Consider the following 14,394-nt stretch of genomic DNA (forward strand, 5'->3'; position numbering starts at 1 on the left):
ATTAAAATGGCAGTAGATTTACTACTAGGATTACAATGGGGAGATGAAGGCAAAGGTAAAATTGTTGACGTATTCACCTCCAAATACGATATTATTGCAAGATTTCAAGGTGGGCCAAATGCTGGACATACTTTAGTCTTTAATGGAAGAAAGCATGTACTGCATACAATTCCTTCAGGTATATTCCATGATAATACTACAAACCTTGTTGGTAATGGCGTGGTTATAGATCCTGTAATTTTTAAGAAAGAATTAGACAAACTTGATGAGCAAAATGTAGACTACAGAAAATCACTTTGTATTTCTCGTAAAGCTCATATCATTCTACCAACCCATCGATTATTAGATGCTGCTAGTGAAGCATCTAAGGGTAAAGCTAAAATTGGTTCGACTTTAAAGGGTATTGGTCCAACCTATATGGATAAAACAGGTAGAAACGGAATTAGAGTTGGTGATATTGAATTAGTAAACTGGAAAGATAAATACAGAGCTTTAGCAGATAAGCATGAAGCAATGATAGCATTCTACAATGTAGATATTCAGTATGATCTAGAGGAATTAGAAGCAGATTTCTTTGATGCTATTGAAACACTTAAGAGTTTAAAATTTATAGATTCAGAGGAATTTATCCATCAATCACAATCGACTGGCAAAACAATACTTGCAGAAGGCGCCCAAGGTTCCCTTTTAGATATTGATTTTGGGACATATCCATTTGTTACCTCTTCTAATACAACTGCTGCAGGTGCTTGTACAGGTTTGGGTGTAGCTCCAAGTAAAATAGGAGAAGTGTTCGGTATTTTTAAAGCGTACACAACTCGTGTAGGTTCTGGTCCATTCCCAACAGAATTATTTGATAAAGACGGAGAAACGATGGGTCGTGTTGGTCATGAATTCGGAGCGACAACTGGTCGCCCAAGACGATGCGGATGGTTAGATTTAGTAGCCTTACGTTATGCTTGCCAAGTTAATGGTGTAACTCAGCTAATTATGATGAAAGGTGATGTACTGTCTGGATTTAAAAAATTAAAAGTCTGTACAGCTTACAATTACAAAGGTGATACAATTACACATTTACCATATAACATTGAGGCTGAAAACGTATCACCAATTTATACTGAAGTTAGTGGTTGGAAAGAAGATCTGACAGAAATGACTGAAGCTTCTCAGTTACCTTCTGAATTTAATGCTTACGTTGAGTTCTTAGAAAAAGAACTGAATATTCCTATAACTATTGTTTCAGTTGGGCCTGATCGTAAGCAGACTATTATAAGAAAGACAGTTTAGTTTATCACTAACTATTAGTGTTAAAAATTCTGTTAACCTATAATAAAGCTATTACATAAATGTTATTTTGTAAAAACACATGGCTTTGAATAGTATAAAATATCTTCTTTTTTTACTTTTTTTTAGTGTCTCCGTATTTGGTTTCACCCAAGAAAAACAAAAAATCACAATAGAATATGCAGGTACAGCTTACACTGACTCAGATATTGAGGAAGGTGCAAAAGTATTCTTAAGAGACAAATCGCAACAAGTTCATTTTGTACATAAAGGCATTAATATGTGGTGCGATAAAGCCATCTATTATGAAGATCAAGATTTCATAGAAGCCTTTAGCAATGTTGTGATGAAGCAAGGCGATTCCATAAATATGGTTGCCAAATATGTAGAATACAGTGGCAAATCACAGCTCGCGTTCGCTAAAGGAGACGTTGTTTTAACAGAACCTCAATCTGTACTCACCACTGACAAACTTTATTTTGATAGAACTAGACAACTAGCCTACTATAATACTAAGGGTAAAGTAGTTAGAGATTCTTCTGGTACAATAACGAGTCAGATTGGAAGATACTACACCAATTCTAGTAAATATCAATTTGTACAAGATGTTGTTCTTGTAAATCCAGATTATACTTTAAACACAGAGCGTCTAGATTTCTTTACAGAAAACGGTTATGCTTATTTATTTGGGCCGTCAACAATTGTAGGAGAAGACAGCAAAATATATACTGAAAGAGGGTTTTATAATACCAAAACAGACAGAGGCCATTTTCAACGCAACGCGCGCATAGATTATGAAAATAGAACAGTTGAAGGCGATAGTATTTATTTTGATAGGAATAGAAATTTTGCTTCAGCCACAAATAACATTACCGTAACAGATACAATAAATAGAAGTTTAGTTAAGGGTCATTATGCTGAACTGTGGCGAGATAAAGATTCTATTTTCATAACAAAAAGAGCGTTAGGTATTACTGTTCAAGAACAAGATTCAGTTTATATCCATGCTGATACTTTAATGGTAACTGGTAAAGAAAATAACCGTATAACAAGGGCCTTTTATAATGTAAGACTTTACAAAAGTGACCTTGCAGGTAAATCGGATTCTATACATGTAAATCATCAAACTGGTTTAACGCAAATGATTAATCTAGATAGATTTAGGTCTAACGATGCGTTTGCAACAAAAAGAAAACCAATTCTTTGGAATATGGGTAATCAGATGACAGGTGATACCATACATTTAATTTCGAATGTCGAAACAGAAAAATTAGACTCACTCAAAGTTTTTAATAATGCCTTTTTAGTTAGTAAGGACACCATTAGTGAATCAGGGTTTAATCAGGTAAAAGGCAAATTATTGATAGGTTTATTTGAAAACAACGAGCTATATAACGTCGATATTATTAAAAATGCTGAAATGATTTACTACATGCGTAATGAGGAAAATGAACTCGTTGGCATACAAAAATCAAAATCTGGCAGCATTAATTTAAAAATTAAAGAACAGGCTATTGAAGAGGTAAGATTTATAAATCAGATTGATGGAGAGTTATATCCTGAATCCAAGTTTCCCAAAAGTGGTAGGCGATTAAGAGGATTTGATTGGCGTGGTGAGGAACGTCCTATGACTGTAGATGACTTATTTAAAGACGATCCACCCCTAGTTTTACCTGTGATTAAAGGTTTAAAAGATTATGTACCACCAGAGGATTTTATAGATGATTCAGTAACCGAACGAATAGAAAATGCTGGCAAAGCCACACCTAATAAGCCAAACAAAGCTGCTCGTAATCTGCCTCAAAAAAATAAACAAATACCTACACCAGATCAGTTAAAAGTACCTGCTGGTTTGAAGAAAAAAACGAGTCAATAATGCAAAATGCAAACAAACGACTTTTTTAAATATCAAGCACAAACTACACCTCATCCATTAGCTATGGAAATAAAATATGCTAAGGGATCTTACATATATGACACTAATGACAAACCTTATCTCGATTTTGTTGCTGGTGTATCTGCATGCAGTATTGGGCACAGTCACCCAGCTGTGGTAAGTGCAGTTAAAGAACAGCTCGATAAGTATATGCACGTTATGGTTTACGGTGAGTACATTCAAGAACCAGCTGTTCAACTTTGTAAACTTATTGCAAATTTACTTCCAGAACCATTAGACACAACTTACCTGGTCAATTCTGGCACAGAAGCAATTGAAGGCAGTATCAAACTAGCACGAAGGTATACAGGAAGATCTGAAATCATAGCAGCTAAAAATTCATATCATGGCAACACCATGGGATCGCTGAGTTTGATGGATTACCAGGAAAGAAAACGACCGTTTTTACCCTTAATTCCTGATATTAAACATATAAGCTTTAATTGCGAATGGTGTCTTAAACAAATAACTGAAAAAACTGCTGCTGTTATTTTAGAGACCATTCAAGGTGGTGCAGGATTCATAGAACCTACCAACGATTATTTAAATAAAGTACAAAAACGCTGTAATGAAGTTGGCGCTCTTTTTATTTTAGATGAAATACAACCAGGCATTGGACGAACTGGTAAAATGTTTGGGTTTGAAAATTATAATTGTCAACCAGATATAGTTGTTACAGGTAAAGGCCTTGGTGGAGGATTGCCTATTGGTGCTTTTACAGCATCAAACAAAATGATGAAACATCTTTCCGATAATCCAAAATTAGGTCATATTACAACATTTGGTGGTAATCCTGTAATAGCTAGTGCTGCCCTTGCAACATTAAAAGTAATTTCAAAAAATAATCTAATTTCAGAAACGCTTGAAAAAGAGAAGCTAATTAGAAAACACCTAAAACATCCACTAATAAAAGAGATTAGAGGTCGAGGATTAATGCTTGCAGCAATTACTGAAAATGCAAATGTTACTAATGAAATTATATTAAAATGTAAAGACCAGGGCTTAATATTGTTTTGGTTACTTTTTGAGTCTAAGGCCATCAGAATTACACCTCCATTAACCATTTCTAATGAAGAAATTATTGAAGGTTGCCAAATAATTTGCTCAGTTTTAGATTCAATCTAAAAATAATTTTCACTTTTAAATCTTTGATAGTCAACTGTAAAACAGGGTTTATTTAAGATTATTTATATGTTAATTAATTTGTTAAAAACAATAAATCAAATTTCCATTATTAGTGAATGATAGCAGTAAATTTATTTCAGTGAATTTTAAAACTGCTTATGGAATATAGTCAGAACGACGAAAATTTCTCACTTACTAGATTTGAATCCATGTTAAAAACAAATGACATTTTGTTTTTTGACTCCAATGAATTCGAAAACATTATTCACCACTACCTCGAAAGTGGTAAAATTGCACTAGCTAAACGAGCAATTAAACTTGGTTTAGAACAGCATCCATCTTCAATTAACCTTAGATTATATCAAGTAGAAATTCTTGTAATAGAAAATAAATTTGAAGAAGCAAATGATATTTTGGATATGTTGCACGATTTAGAACCGAATAATGATGAAGTATATATCCAAAAAGCCAACGTCTTATCAAAACAAGATCATCATGATAAAGCTATAGAAATACTTTTATTGGCAATTGGAAAATCCAAAACTCCAGATGAAGATAGTGATTTGTATGCACTGATTGGAATGGAATATTTGTTTTTAGATCAATTTGAAAATGCAATAATCTATTTTAAAAAGTGTGTTGAAGTAGATACAACAGATTATTCTGCCTTACACAATATTATATATTGCTACGATTTCTTAAATAAGAATTCTGAAGCTATCACCTATTTAAATGACTTCTTAGACAACCACCCTTACTGTGAAGTAGCATGGCACCAATTAGGTCGTCAATATTTTGGTATAAAAGAATATGCTAAAGCAAATGCTGCTTTTGATTTTGCAATAATTTCGGATGATACTTTTGTAGGTGCTTACATTGAAAAAGGTAAAGTTTTAGAGAAGTTAAAGCAGTATGAAGATGCAATTGAAAATTACAAGATTACTTTAGCATTGGATGAACCTACATCCTTTGCATTACTCAGAATTGGTTATTGCTATGAAAAATTGGGTAAGGATGATTTAGCCATCCAATTTCTTAAAAAAACTGTAGACGAAGATGCCCTTTTAGATAAGGGTTGGTTAGCAATTACAAAATTTTATATGAAGCGACTTAATTATCAAAAGGCGCTTTATTATATTAATAAAGCTGTTAACATTGATGGCGATAATGTTTTATATTGGAAATTATATGCCACAGTGAATAAGCGCCTAAATTTCTTAGAAGAAGCAGAACGAGGTTATAAGCGGAGCCTAGAACTTGGAAATTATGAATTGGACACCTGGCTGGACAGATCTGATATCTTGATTTCACTTGGTGAGTATGAAGCTTCTGTCTACAATTTATTACAGGCTTCTGAATTTTATCCTGAGAATGCAGAAATTGAATATAGGCTCGCTGGTTTATACTTTAAATTACATCAAAATGAAGAAGGTAGATTTCATTTAAAAAATGCAGTTGAGCTCAATTATGAGTATAATTTCATTATATCAGAGCTGTTTCCTGAGTTAGAGGAAAAGGCTATTGTGAGAGCTATTATTTCAGATTCTAAAAAGGCTTCCAACTAAAAAATTCCATACCTTAGCCACTTACTATAATCTATAAGATGAGTCGTAGGATAATAGACTATTTAGTCATTACCTTTAAAGGTATAGCTATGGGTGCAGCTGACGTTGTACCAGGTGTTTCAGGAGGTACAATTGCATTTATTTCTGGTATTTATGAAGAATTAATTGAGAGTATTGATAATGTTAATCTTGGTTTTTTCAGAGTTTGGAAAAAAGAGGGATTTTTAAATGCTTGGAAATCTATTAATGGTGGTTTTCTTTTGGCCTTATTTCTTGGTATCGCAATAAGTATACTTTCACTGGCCAAACTTATAAAATGGTTGTTACATAATGAGCCAATCCTATTATGGTCTTTCTTCTTTGGATTAGTATTAGCAAGTATTCTTTATATAGCTAAGCAAATAAGTAAGTGGTCTCTAAAGGTTATTTTGGCAATTATTCTTATCTCGATATTATCCTATTATATAACATTAGCAGAACCATTTGCATCGCCAGATAGTCCTTACTATCTATTATTTTGTGGCTTTATCGCAATCATAGCAATGATATTACCAGGCGTTTCAGGAGCGTTTATATTATTAATTTTAGGTGCTTATCAAACCGCAATTGATACCATCAACAATTTAAGAGATGGTCTGCTTCAAGGTGATATGGCATTGTTTAAAGATGCTCTTCTAAAATTTATTTTATTAGCGGTTGGTGCAGTCATTGGTTTAAAAGTGTTTTCCAAAGCTTTAAATTGGATGTTTAAACACCAAAAGAATCTTACACTTGCAATACTCACAGGTTTTATGATTGGTTCTTTAAATAAAATCTGGCCATGGAAAGAAGTTTTAAAAACCAGAATAAATTCCAAAGGAGAGGAAGTGACCTTACTAGACAAAAGTATTTTACCCACTTCCTATGAAGGTGACAATCAGCTAATGGTTGCAATTGTATTTGTGGTTATAGGATTTGCTACTATTTTAATTTTAGAGAGACTAGGCAAAAATAAAACTACGGTTTAGATGCAGAGTACAAGACACTTTAAAGATCGTGTGTTTTTGGTTATAAAAGGGTTGGCAATGGGTGCTGCTAATAAAGTTCCTGGTGTTTCTGGTGGTGTGGTTGCATTTGTTGCAGGTTTCTATGAGGAGTTTATTTATTCACTTCAACGCGTTAATAAAACAGCCTTTAAGCTACTATTTAATGGACGGTTCAGTAGTTTCTACAGATATATTAATGGTAAGTTTTTGAGCTTACTGTTTCTAGGAATGATAATTAGCTATTTTAGTGTCTCCAAAATTCTAGACTACTTAATAGTAAATTATGAGCTCTATGTATGGAGTACCTTTTTTGGAATGATTTTGGGCTCAATATACTATATCAATAAAGATTTTGGAGCTTGGAATAGAAGGACCATAACTTTTCTCATTATTGGAGCTATTGTTGGTTTAAGTATAAGTTTCTTAGACCCTGCTAAAGAAAATGACAACCTATTCTTTGTGTTTTTCTGTGGTATAATAAGTGTCTCTGGAATGACGCTCCCAGGCTTTTCTGGTTCTTTTATTTTAATCCTATTGGGTAATTATGTTTTACTCCTTGTGGATTCTGTAAATGCATTATATGATACCATCGCAGATATTTTTACAGGTGATTTTGAGTTTATCAAAGATGCCGTAAGAATGCGTATGCTTAAGGTTTTAGCCATTTTTACTTTAGGTTCTGTTGCTGGTTTGGTAACATTCTCGCATATTCTAAACTATATTTTGCATCACTACAAAAACATTACTCTTGCAACGATTATTGGTTTTATTATTGGTTCCCTTGGTGTGGTTTGGCCATGGAAGGAAACTATTTATATGATAAACGATAATGGTGATTATGTTTTAGATTCTGCAGGTAAACAAATTATCCAAAATTACAAACGCTTTTTACCAGAATTAAGTACAGAAACATATATGGCAATTGCTTATATTGTCATTGGAATCCTAATAGTTTTAGGTTTAGAATGGTATGGACAACGCACAAGACAAATTAAAGTTTAAGTTCGGTTTAGTAGGACGCAATATTTCATACTCCTTTTCTAGAAATTACTTTGCAGAAAAGTTTGGAAAAGAAAACTTGAAACATTCTTATGTCAACTTTGATATAGAATCTATAGATGAGCTACTGAATGTCATTAAAATTACACCAAACCTCAAAGGTCTTAATGTTACTATTCCTTACAAAGAGGAAGTTATTCCATTGCTTGATGATCTGAATAAACGTGCTCGAAAAATTGGAGCGGTCAATACAATACGATTCAAAGAAAATAAGTTAATAGGCTATAATACTGATTATTATGGCTTTAAAAACTCTTTAAAACCATATTTAAAAAAACATCATAAAAGTGCATTGATTTTAGGTACAGGAGGTGCCTCTAAGGCAATTGCCTATGCACTAAAAAAATTGAAAATAAAATTTGATTATGTTTCTAGATCTAATAAGAAGGGTGTTAAATTTCAATATTCAGATTTAAATAATGATATAATTTCAAATTATAAAATTATTATCAACTGTACACCAATAGGCACGTTTCCAGATGTTGACCAATGTCCAAATATACCTTATGACTCAATTAATGAAAAGCACATCTTATACGATTTAATCTATAATCCTGAGCGGACTAAATTTTTGAGTTATGGTGAAAAAAAAGGTGCTACAGTAATTAATGGACTTAAAATGTTAGAACTTCAAGCCGAGAAGTCATGGCAGATATGGAATAAATCTTAATACTGACCTAACCTACTATTTCCTTTGTAGTTCAACGAGTTGTTAGTATCTTTAACATGCGATTAAAATTATTGACTTATGTCTGAGAATGATAACCTGCAAAAAGCAGAAGGAATAAAAGAAGTAGAAATTTTAGACTCTACTCCAACAGAAGAAACAATATCTGAAGTTTCAGAAGACGTTACAATCACAAATGATAACGAACCTGAAACAAAAGAAGAACATGTTGATGAAATTGAGGCATCCAATGCTGAAGATGCTGAAGATGAGTCTAATGTAGAACGTCATGAAGTAGAAGAAAAGGACTACCACGCCATGACAATAGATCAATTGGTTACTGAATTTAACAGGTTATTAAGCCATCATAAAATTCAGACCATTTCAAAACATGTTAATCAAATAAAAGCAGAATTCAATTCAAAATTCAGTGCTTTATTAGACGAAAAAAAAGAAGAATTTGTTAATGAGGGTGGAAATGAAATCGACTTTTACTATACAAATGACGCTAAAAAACTATTCAACCAACTTTATAAGGAGTATAAGCAATCAATAAGTTCTTATTATAAAGAACGAGAACAAAACCTTAAACAAAACCTCGAAAACAGACTTACAATTATTGAGGAAATAAAGGGGCTTCTAAACGTTGAGGAAAATATAAACACAACTTACAAACTCTTTAAAGAGCTTCAAGAAAAATGGCGTAATGCAGGTCCTATACCAAGGGACAAATACAATAATGCATGGAATTCTTACCATCATCATGTAGAACGTTTTTATGATTTCTTACATCTCAATAATGATTTAAGGGACATGGATTTTAAGCATAACTATGAGCAAAAGCTTAAAATCATAGAACGAGCCGAAGAATTAGCAACAGATGATAATATAAACCGATCTTTTAGAGAGTTACAGGTTTTACACAAACTTTGGAAAGAAGAATTGGGTCCAGTTGCTAAACAGCATAGAGAAGAGATTTGGGAGCGTTTTAGTACTGCTACTAAAACTATTCATGATAAACGACAAGCATACTATGCTGATTTAGACAAAGCATTTGAAAAGAATCTTGAGAAGAAAGAAGAAATCATTTCTAAAATACAAGCAGTTGCTGAGGACAAAGTAAACTCACATGGTGCATGGCAGAAGAAAATACGTGAGATTGAAGCACTAAGAGAAGCATTTTTTAATGCAGGTAAAGTCCCATTAAAAATAAATGAAGTCACATGGGCGAAATTTAAGGATGCTGTAAGATCGTTTAATAGAAGTAAAAACCAATTCTATAAAGACTTAAAGAAAGAACAATACGAAAATCTTCAGAAGAAAAAAGAACTTATTAAAATCGCTGACGAAAATAAGGAAAGTGAGGACTTTGCAGTTGTTACTCCTCTTATGAAAAAAATTCAAGGCGATTGGAAAAAAATTGGTCATGTACCTCGCAGAGATAGTGACAAGATTTGGAAGCAGTTTAAAAATGCATGTAATTACTATTTTGATAGAATGCATTCTCAGCGTAAAGCAGAGAATCAACATTTGTATGACGCATTTGATAAAAAGGTAAAACTTTTAGATGGTATAAAAACTCTAGAATTAAAGGGTGATAATAAAGAATCCATTGAAACCTTAAAGAGTAAAATCGCCGAATGGAAAACCGTTGGTCATGTACCACAAAATAAACGCTATATAGATGGTAAATTCTATAAAGCTATTGATGAGGCTTTTGATAAGCTTAAAATGGATAAATCCAAATTAGAAATGGTGAAGTTTGAAAGCAAGCTTGAAAATCTTGCAAGTAATGACAATGATACTAGACTATTAGACAATGAGCAAAATTTTATTCGAAAAAAGATTGGAGAGGTACAAAGTGAAATCACACAATTAGAAAACAATCTTCAATTTTTCTCAAATGTAGATGAAACCAATCCTGTGGTAAAGGATGTAATAAAAAACATCGATAAGCACAAAAATGAATTGGATACTTGGAAAGCTAAGCTTACTAAAATCCGTCGAATGTATAGCTAAAATCAAAACCCATCTGCTATTAACAGACGGGTTTTGCCCTAACTAAACTAAATTAATCTTAATTACAACCGCTTATATAATAATTAAGACCTCCTACTAAGAATATAAAAACGTGAAAGTCTTTATATACCGTATTTACGTACAAAATTTATTATTGGACGTTAGTATAATAATATTTAGAAAGATTTAACATTGATAGACCAGACTACTTGTCTAAAAATGTAAAAGGTAAGATTTATACTATATTGATTTGGCCTCTTCCCAAAAAACATCCATTTCAGAAAGGGTCATATCATCAAGAGATTTATTCAGTTCCTTTGCTTTAGATTCTAGGTATTGAAAACGCTTTATAAATTTCTTGTTGGTACGTTCTAACGCATTTTCAGGATTAACCTTTAGGAATCTTGCGTAATTAATCATAGAAAACAAAACATCGCCAAATTCATTTTCTATTGCTTCTTGATTCCCTTTCGCAATTTCAGTTTTTAATTCTGACAGCTCCTCCTCTACTTTTTCAAAAACCTGTTCAGGCTTCTCCCAATCAAATCCTACACCTGCCACCTTGTCCTGAATTCTGTTGGCCTTAACCATTGCTGGTAAACTTCTTGGAACACCCTCTAATACACTTTTTTTACCTTCTTTAAGTTTAATTTGTTCCCAATTGCGCTTAACATCCTCTTCGTTATCTACTTTAACGTCACCATATATGTGCGGATGACGCTCAATAAGCTTGTCACAAATACTGTGACAAACATCCGCTATATCAAAGTCATTGGTTTCACTGGCAATTCTAGAATAAAAAACAATATGCAATAGCACATCACCAAGTTCTTTTTTTACCTCGTCTAAATCCTTATCTAAAATGGCGTCACCAAGTTCATATACCTCTTCAATTGTTAAGTGTCGTAAGGATTCCATGGTTTGCTTTTTATCCCATGGACATTGCTCTCGCAATTCGTCCATTACAATCAATAAACGTTCAAAGGCTTTAAGTTGTGAACTTTTATCAGGCATAATTATTCCTCCTCAGAGGTATCAGATTCATCTTCAGACTCTAAAGAATCTAATAGATTATTTTTCTGAAGCAAGTTGTACCATTGTACAACCTTTTTTATATCAGATGCGTAGACTCTATCTTCATCATAATCGGGTAAAACTTCAAAGAAATATTCTTCAAGAGCATCTTTGCCGTCTTTATGGCTAATAGAAGTAGGATTACCATTCTCTTTGTCTTTTACCTTCTTTAAAACATCCTTTAATGGCACTTCTTCAGTAAGTGTATAAATAGCAATTTCACTTAATATACTAATGTTACTATGCGCACCAACCGTTAGTCTTTTTTTATCGAGCAACGATTCTACAACCGCTCCAGTTCTGGTTTGGGTAACAATTTCGTATAATCCTGGCTTACCAGATATTGCCAATATTTTTTCTAAACTCATATATCTTGTATTAACGTTTTCTGCTCATAAGAGGAAAACGCATTTTATAATCTATTTTTATTTTTCCTTTCGAAATGTTGGATAGCTTTCCTTTAATCAAACGTTTTTTAAACGAGGAAAGTTTATCGGTAAATAAAACACCTTCAATGTGATCATACTCATGCTGTATTACACGCGCAATAAGCCCATCAAACTCCTCAACATAAGTGTCAAAATTTTCATCTTGGTATTGAATCTTAATTTTAGGTTGTCTAAATACATCTTCTCTCACGTCTGGAATACTTAAACATCCTTCATTAAAGGCCCACTCATCACCTTCTTCCTCAAGAATCTGTGCATTTATAAACGTTCTTTTGAAATTTTTAAGTTGCTCCTGTTCTTTTTCAGAAAAACTATCATCCTCTGCAAATGGTTCCGTATCAACCAAAAATAAACGAATTGGTAACCCAATTTGAGGTGCGGCCAAACCAACACCATAAGCTCCATACATTGTTTCGTACATGTTTTCAATTAATTCAGAAAGCCTTGGATAATCCTTGTCAATATCCTTTGCTTTCTTTTTTAATACCGGATCGCCATATGCAACAATGGGTAAAATCATAATTTGTTTATTTACGGGAGCAAAAGTACAATTCTTATTTAAGAATTTGAAGCCAAATAGCTTTGCAATATTAGAGTTGCGCTAATTTCGTCAACGAGTGCTTTATTCTGTCTTTGTTTTTTCTTTAAACCACTATCTATCATGGTTTGAAAGGCCATTTTTGATGTAAATCTTTCATCGATCCTTTCTACTGGTATTTTGGGAATAGCTTTATTCAGTTTCTTTAAAAAGGATTGTATATGAATCTCGCTTTCAGAAGCTGTATTATTCATTTGTTTTGGTAAACCAACTACAAACTTTTCTACTTTTTCTTCATTAACGTAATCAACTAGAAAGGAAATAAGAGATTTTGTATCTACAGTTGTTAGCCCAGATGCAATTATTTGTAACTCGTCTGTTACAGCAATACCTGTTCTTTTTGTCCCATAATCTATGGCCAATATTCTTCCCATATTTTGCAAATGTACAACCTTATTGAATAAAAAAACGCTCCTTGTAAAAGAAGCGTTCTTAATTTAGCTATCAATTAAGTTATGATTTTATTTCCCTCATTTAAATAAATCATGTCGTTAATTATTTATAAGACACTAAATTTTTAAGCAGGTCACGTTTATATAATATTTTTTCTTTCTTCTTAAAAGAAAACTCCTCAATTACAGGGGAGAGGAGTTTTCATAATTAGCTATTAATTAAATTCTCAGATACACTCACTATGTAGTTAATTATCCTCGATTCAATTATTAATAAGACACAACTTTTTAATATAGGTCACAATTTTTTAATTTTTTTTTCCTGATGCCTATTTGTAGGGTTATCTTTGGCACTACAAATTTTGATTATTAAATGAAAGAATTACAGAAAACCATAGAAAGTGCTTGGAATGATCGTTCATTATTATCTGAGCAACAAACAATAGATGCCATAAGAAATGTAATTGACCTAATTGATGAAGGCAAGCTACGTGTAGCTGAACCAATTGAAGGTGGATGGCAAGTTAATGAATGGGTAAAAAAAGCAGTCGTTCTTTATTTCCCTATTCAAAAAATGGAATCGTTTGAAGTAGGCATTTTTGAATATCACGATAAAATACCATTAAAAAGAAATTACAAAGAAAAAGGTATCAGAGTTGTTCCTCATGCTGTTGCCAGACATGGTGCTTTTATTTCTAAAGGTGTCATTATGATGCCAAGTTATGTTAATATTGGTGCATATGTAGATGAGGGCACAATGGTAGATACTTGGGCTACAGTTGGTAGCTGTGCTCAGATTGGTAAAAATGTTCATCTTTCAGGAGGTGTAGGTATCGGAGGCGTTTTAGAGCCTTTACAAGCTGCACCAGTTATAATAGAAGATGGAGCTTTTATTGGTTCTAGATGTATCGTCGTAGAGGGAGTTAGAGTAGAAAAAGAAGCGGTATTAGGTGCCAATGTAGTACTAACAATGAGTACTAAAATTATTGATGTAACTGGCAATGAACCCGTTGAAATGAAAGGTGTAGTACCAGCAAGATCGGTTGTGATACCAGGTAGCTATACCAAAAAATTCAATGCCGGAGAATTTCAGGTGCCTTGTGCATTAATAATTGGCAAGCGTAAAGAAAGTACAGATAAAAAGACCTCACTAAACGATGCACTTAGAGAATATGACGTGGCTGTTTAAATCTAAATTATT

13 protein-coding genes are annotated in these 14,394 nt (G+C 32.8%); 9 read left to right on the forward strand and 4 right to left on the reverse strand.

Annotation, left to right across the window (positions count from 1 at the left end):
• Positions 1-6: 6 nt before the first annotated feature.
• The 8 genes from ACFWV9_RS07470 to ACFWV9_RS07505 all read left to right on the forward strand — a co-directional run bounded on the left by ACFWV9_RS07470 (position 7) and on the right by ACFWV9_RS07505 (position 10,680).
• On the forward strand, positions 7-1,287 hold the full coding sequence (locus ACFWV9_RS07470; RefSeq protein ID WP_411894624.1) for an adenylosuccinate synthase: 1,281 nt from the start codon (positions 7-9) through the stop codon (positions 1,285-1,287).
• A 79-nt stretch (positions 1,288-1,366) separates the two neighbouring features.
• Entirely contained in the window at positions 1,367-3,160 is a 1,794-nt protein-coding gene (locus tag ACFWV9_RS07475) for an OstA-like protein (RefSeq protein WP_411894625.1), read from the forward strand.
• Positions 3,161-3,166: 6 nt separating this feature from the next.
• Positions 3,167-4,345: an aspartate aminotransferase family protein gene (locus tag ACFWV9_RS07480; protein ID WP_411894626.1), complete on the forward strand. Its 1,179-nt coding sequence runs from the start codon at positions 3,167-3,169 to the stop codon at positions 4,343-4,345.
• A 158-nt stretch (positions 4,346-4,503) separates the two neighbouring features.
• Positions 4,504-5,910, forward strand: coding sequence for a tetratricopeptide repeat protein (locus tag ACFWV9_RS07485; protein ID WP_411894627.1), 1,407 nt, complete (start codon positions 4,504-4,506; stop codon positions 5,908-5,910).
• A gap of 38 nt (positions 5,911-5,948) precedes the next feature.
• On the forward strand, positions 5,949-6,917 hold the full coding sequence (locus ACFWV9_RS07490; protein WP_411894628.1) for a DUF368 domain-containing protein: 969 nt from the start codon (positions 5,949-5,951) through the stop codon (positions 6,915-6,917).
• The gene (locus tag ACFWV9_RS07495) at positions 6,918-7,937 is read left to right on the forward strand and encodes a DUF368 domain-containing protein (RefSeq protein ID WP_411894629.1); all 1,020 of its coding nucleotides are present in this window, start codon (positions 6,918-6,920) and stop codon (positions 7,935-7,937) included.
• On the forward strand, positions 7,906-8,664 hold the full coding sequence (locus ACFWV9_RS07500; RefSeq protein WP_411894630.1) for a shikimate dehydrogenase family protein: 759 nt from the start codon (positions 7,906-7,908) through the stop codon (positions 8,662-8,664). Before ACFWV9_RS07495 ends, ACFWV9_RS07500 begins: the two co-directional genes overlap by 32 nt.
• 78 nt (positions 8,665-8,742) lie before the next feature.
• Positions 8,743-10,680: a DUF349 domain-containing protein gene (locus tag ACFWV9_RS07505; RefSeq protein ID WP_411894631.1), complete on the forward strand. Its 1,938-nt coding sequence runs from the start codon at positions 8,743-8,745 to the stop codon at positions 10,678-10,680.
• 240 nt (positions 10,681-10,920) lie between these two features.
• Here the strand turns inward: ACFWV9_RS07505 and mazG are convergent, their stop codons facing one another.
• The 4 genes from mazG to ruvX are packed head-to-tail and all read right to left on the reverse strand — an operon-like array spanning position 10,921 to position 13,175.
• The gene (gene mazG, locus ACFWV9_RS07510) at positions 10,921-11,694 is read right to left on the reverse strand and encodes a nucleoside triphosphate pyrophosphohydrolase (RefSeq protein WP_411894632.1); all 774 of its coding nucleotides are present in this window, start codon (positions 11,692-11,694) and stop codon (positions 10,921-10,923) included.
• 2 nt (positions 11,695-11,696) lie between these two features.
• Positions 11,697-12,122: a DUF5606 domain-containing protein gene (locus ACFWV9_RS07515; RefSeq protein ID WP_411894633.1), complete on the reverse strand. Its 426-nt coding sequence runs from the start codon at positions 12,120-12,122 to the stop codon at positions 11,697-11,699.
• Between the two features lie 10 nt (positions 12,123-12,132).
• Positions 12,133-12,723 carry a peptide deformylase gene (def, locus tag ACFWV9_RS07520; RefSeq protein WP_411894634.1) on the reverse strand — a complete coding sequence of 197 codons (591 nt, stop codon included), beginning with the start codon at positions 12,721-12,723 and terminating at the stop codon, positions 12,133-12,135.
• A 38-nt stretch (positions 12,724-12,761) separates the two neighbouring features.
• Positions 12,762-13,175, reverse strand: a complete 414-nt coding sequence (gene ruvX, locus ACFWV9_RS07525) for a Holliday junction resolvase RuvX (RefSeq protein WP_411894635.1) — start codon at positions 13,173-13,175, stop codon at positions 12,762-12,764.
• A 391-nt stretch (positions 13,176-13,566) separates the two neighbouring features.
• On the opposite strand from ruvX, the gene ACFWV9_RS07530 reads away from it, so the two are divergent.
• Positions 13,567-14,382, forward strand: a complete 816-nt coding sequence (locus ACFWV9_RS07530; RefSeq protein ID WP_224478486.1) for a 2,3,4,5-tetrahydropyridine-2,6-dicarboxylate N-succinyltransferase — start codon at positions 13,567-13,569, stop codon at positions 14,380-14,382.
• The last annotated feature ends 12 nt before the right edge of the window (positions 14,383-14,394 follow it).

This window comes from Winogradskyella sp. A2 (assembly GCF_046762865.1).
Taxonomy (GTDB): Bacteria; Bacteroidota; Bacteroidia; order Flavobacteriales; family Flavobacteriaceae; genus Winogradskyella.

Bases quoted from the DNA above. Each gene is read 5' to 3' on its own strand.
- ruvX (WP_411894635.1), bottom strand. From the start codon at position 13,175: ATGGGAAGAATATTGGCCATAGATTATGGGACAAAAAGAACAGGTATT.
- ACFWV9_RS07505 (WP_411894631.1), top strand. From the start codon at position 8,743: ATGTCTGAGAATGATAACCTGCAAAAAGCAGAAGGAATAAAAGAAGTA.
- ACFWV9_RS07480 (WP_411894626.1), top strand. From the start codon at position 3,167: ATGCAAACAAACGACTTTTTTAAATATCAAGCACAAACTACACCTCAT.
- ACFWV9_RS07515 (WP_411894633.1), bottom strand. From the start codon at position 12,122: ATGAGTTTAGAAAAAATATTGGCAATATCTGGTAAGCCAGGATTATAC.
- ACFWV9_RS07485 (WP_411894627.1), top strand. From the start codon at position 4,504: ATGGAATATAGTCAGAACGACGAAAATTTCTCACTTACTAGATTTGAA.
- mazG (WP_411894632.1), bottom strand. From the start codon at position 11,694: ATGCCTGATAAAAGTTCACAACTTAAAGCCTTTGAACGTTTATTGATT.
- ACFWV9_RS07475 (WP_411894625.1), top strand. From the start codon at position 1,367: ATGGCTTTGAATAGTATAAAATATCTTCTTTTTTTACTTTTTTTTAGT.
- def (WP_411894634.1), bottom strand. From the start codon at position 12,723: ATGATTTTACCCATTGTTGCATATGGCGATCCGGTATTAAAAAAGAAA.
- ACFWV9_RS07490 (WP_411894628.1), top strand. From the start codon at position 5,949: ATGAGTCGTAGGATAATAGACTATTTAGTCATTACCTTTAAAGGTATA.
- ACFWV9_RS07495 (WP_411894629.1), top strand. From the start codon at position 6,918: ATGCAGAGTACAAGACACTTTAAAGATCGTGTGTTTTTGGTTATAAAA.
- ACFWV9_RS07500 (WP_411894630.1), top strand. From the start codon at position 7,906: ATGGACAACGCACAAGACAAATTAAAGTTTAAGTTCGGTTTAGTAGGA.
- ACFWV9_RS07530 (WP_224478486.1), top strand. From the start codon at position 13,567: ATGAAAGAATTACAGAAAACCATAGAAAGTGCTTGGAATGATCGTTCA.
- ACFWV9_RS07470 (WP_411894624.1), top strand. From the start codon at position 7: ATGGCAGTAGATTTACTACTAGGATTACAATGGGGAGATGAAGGCAAA.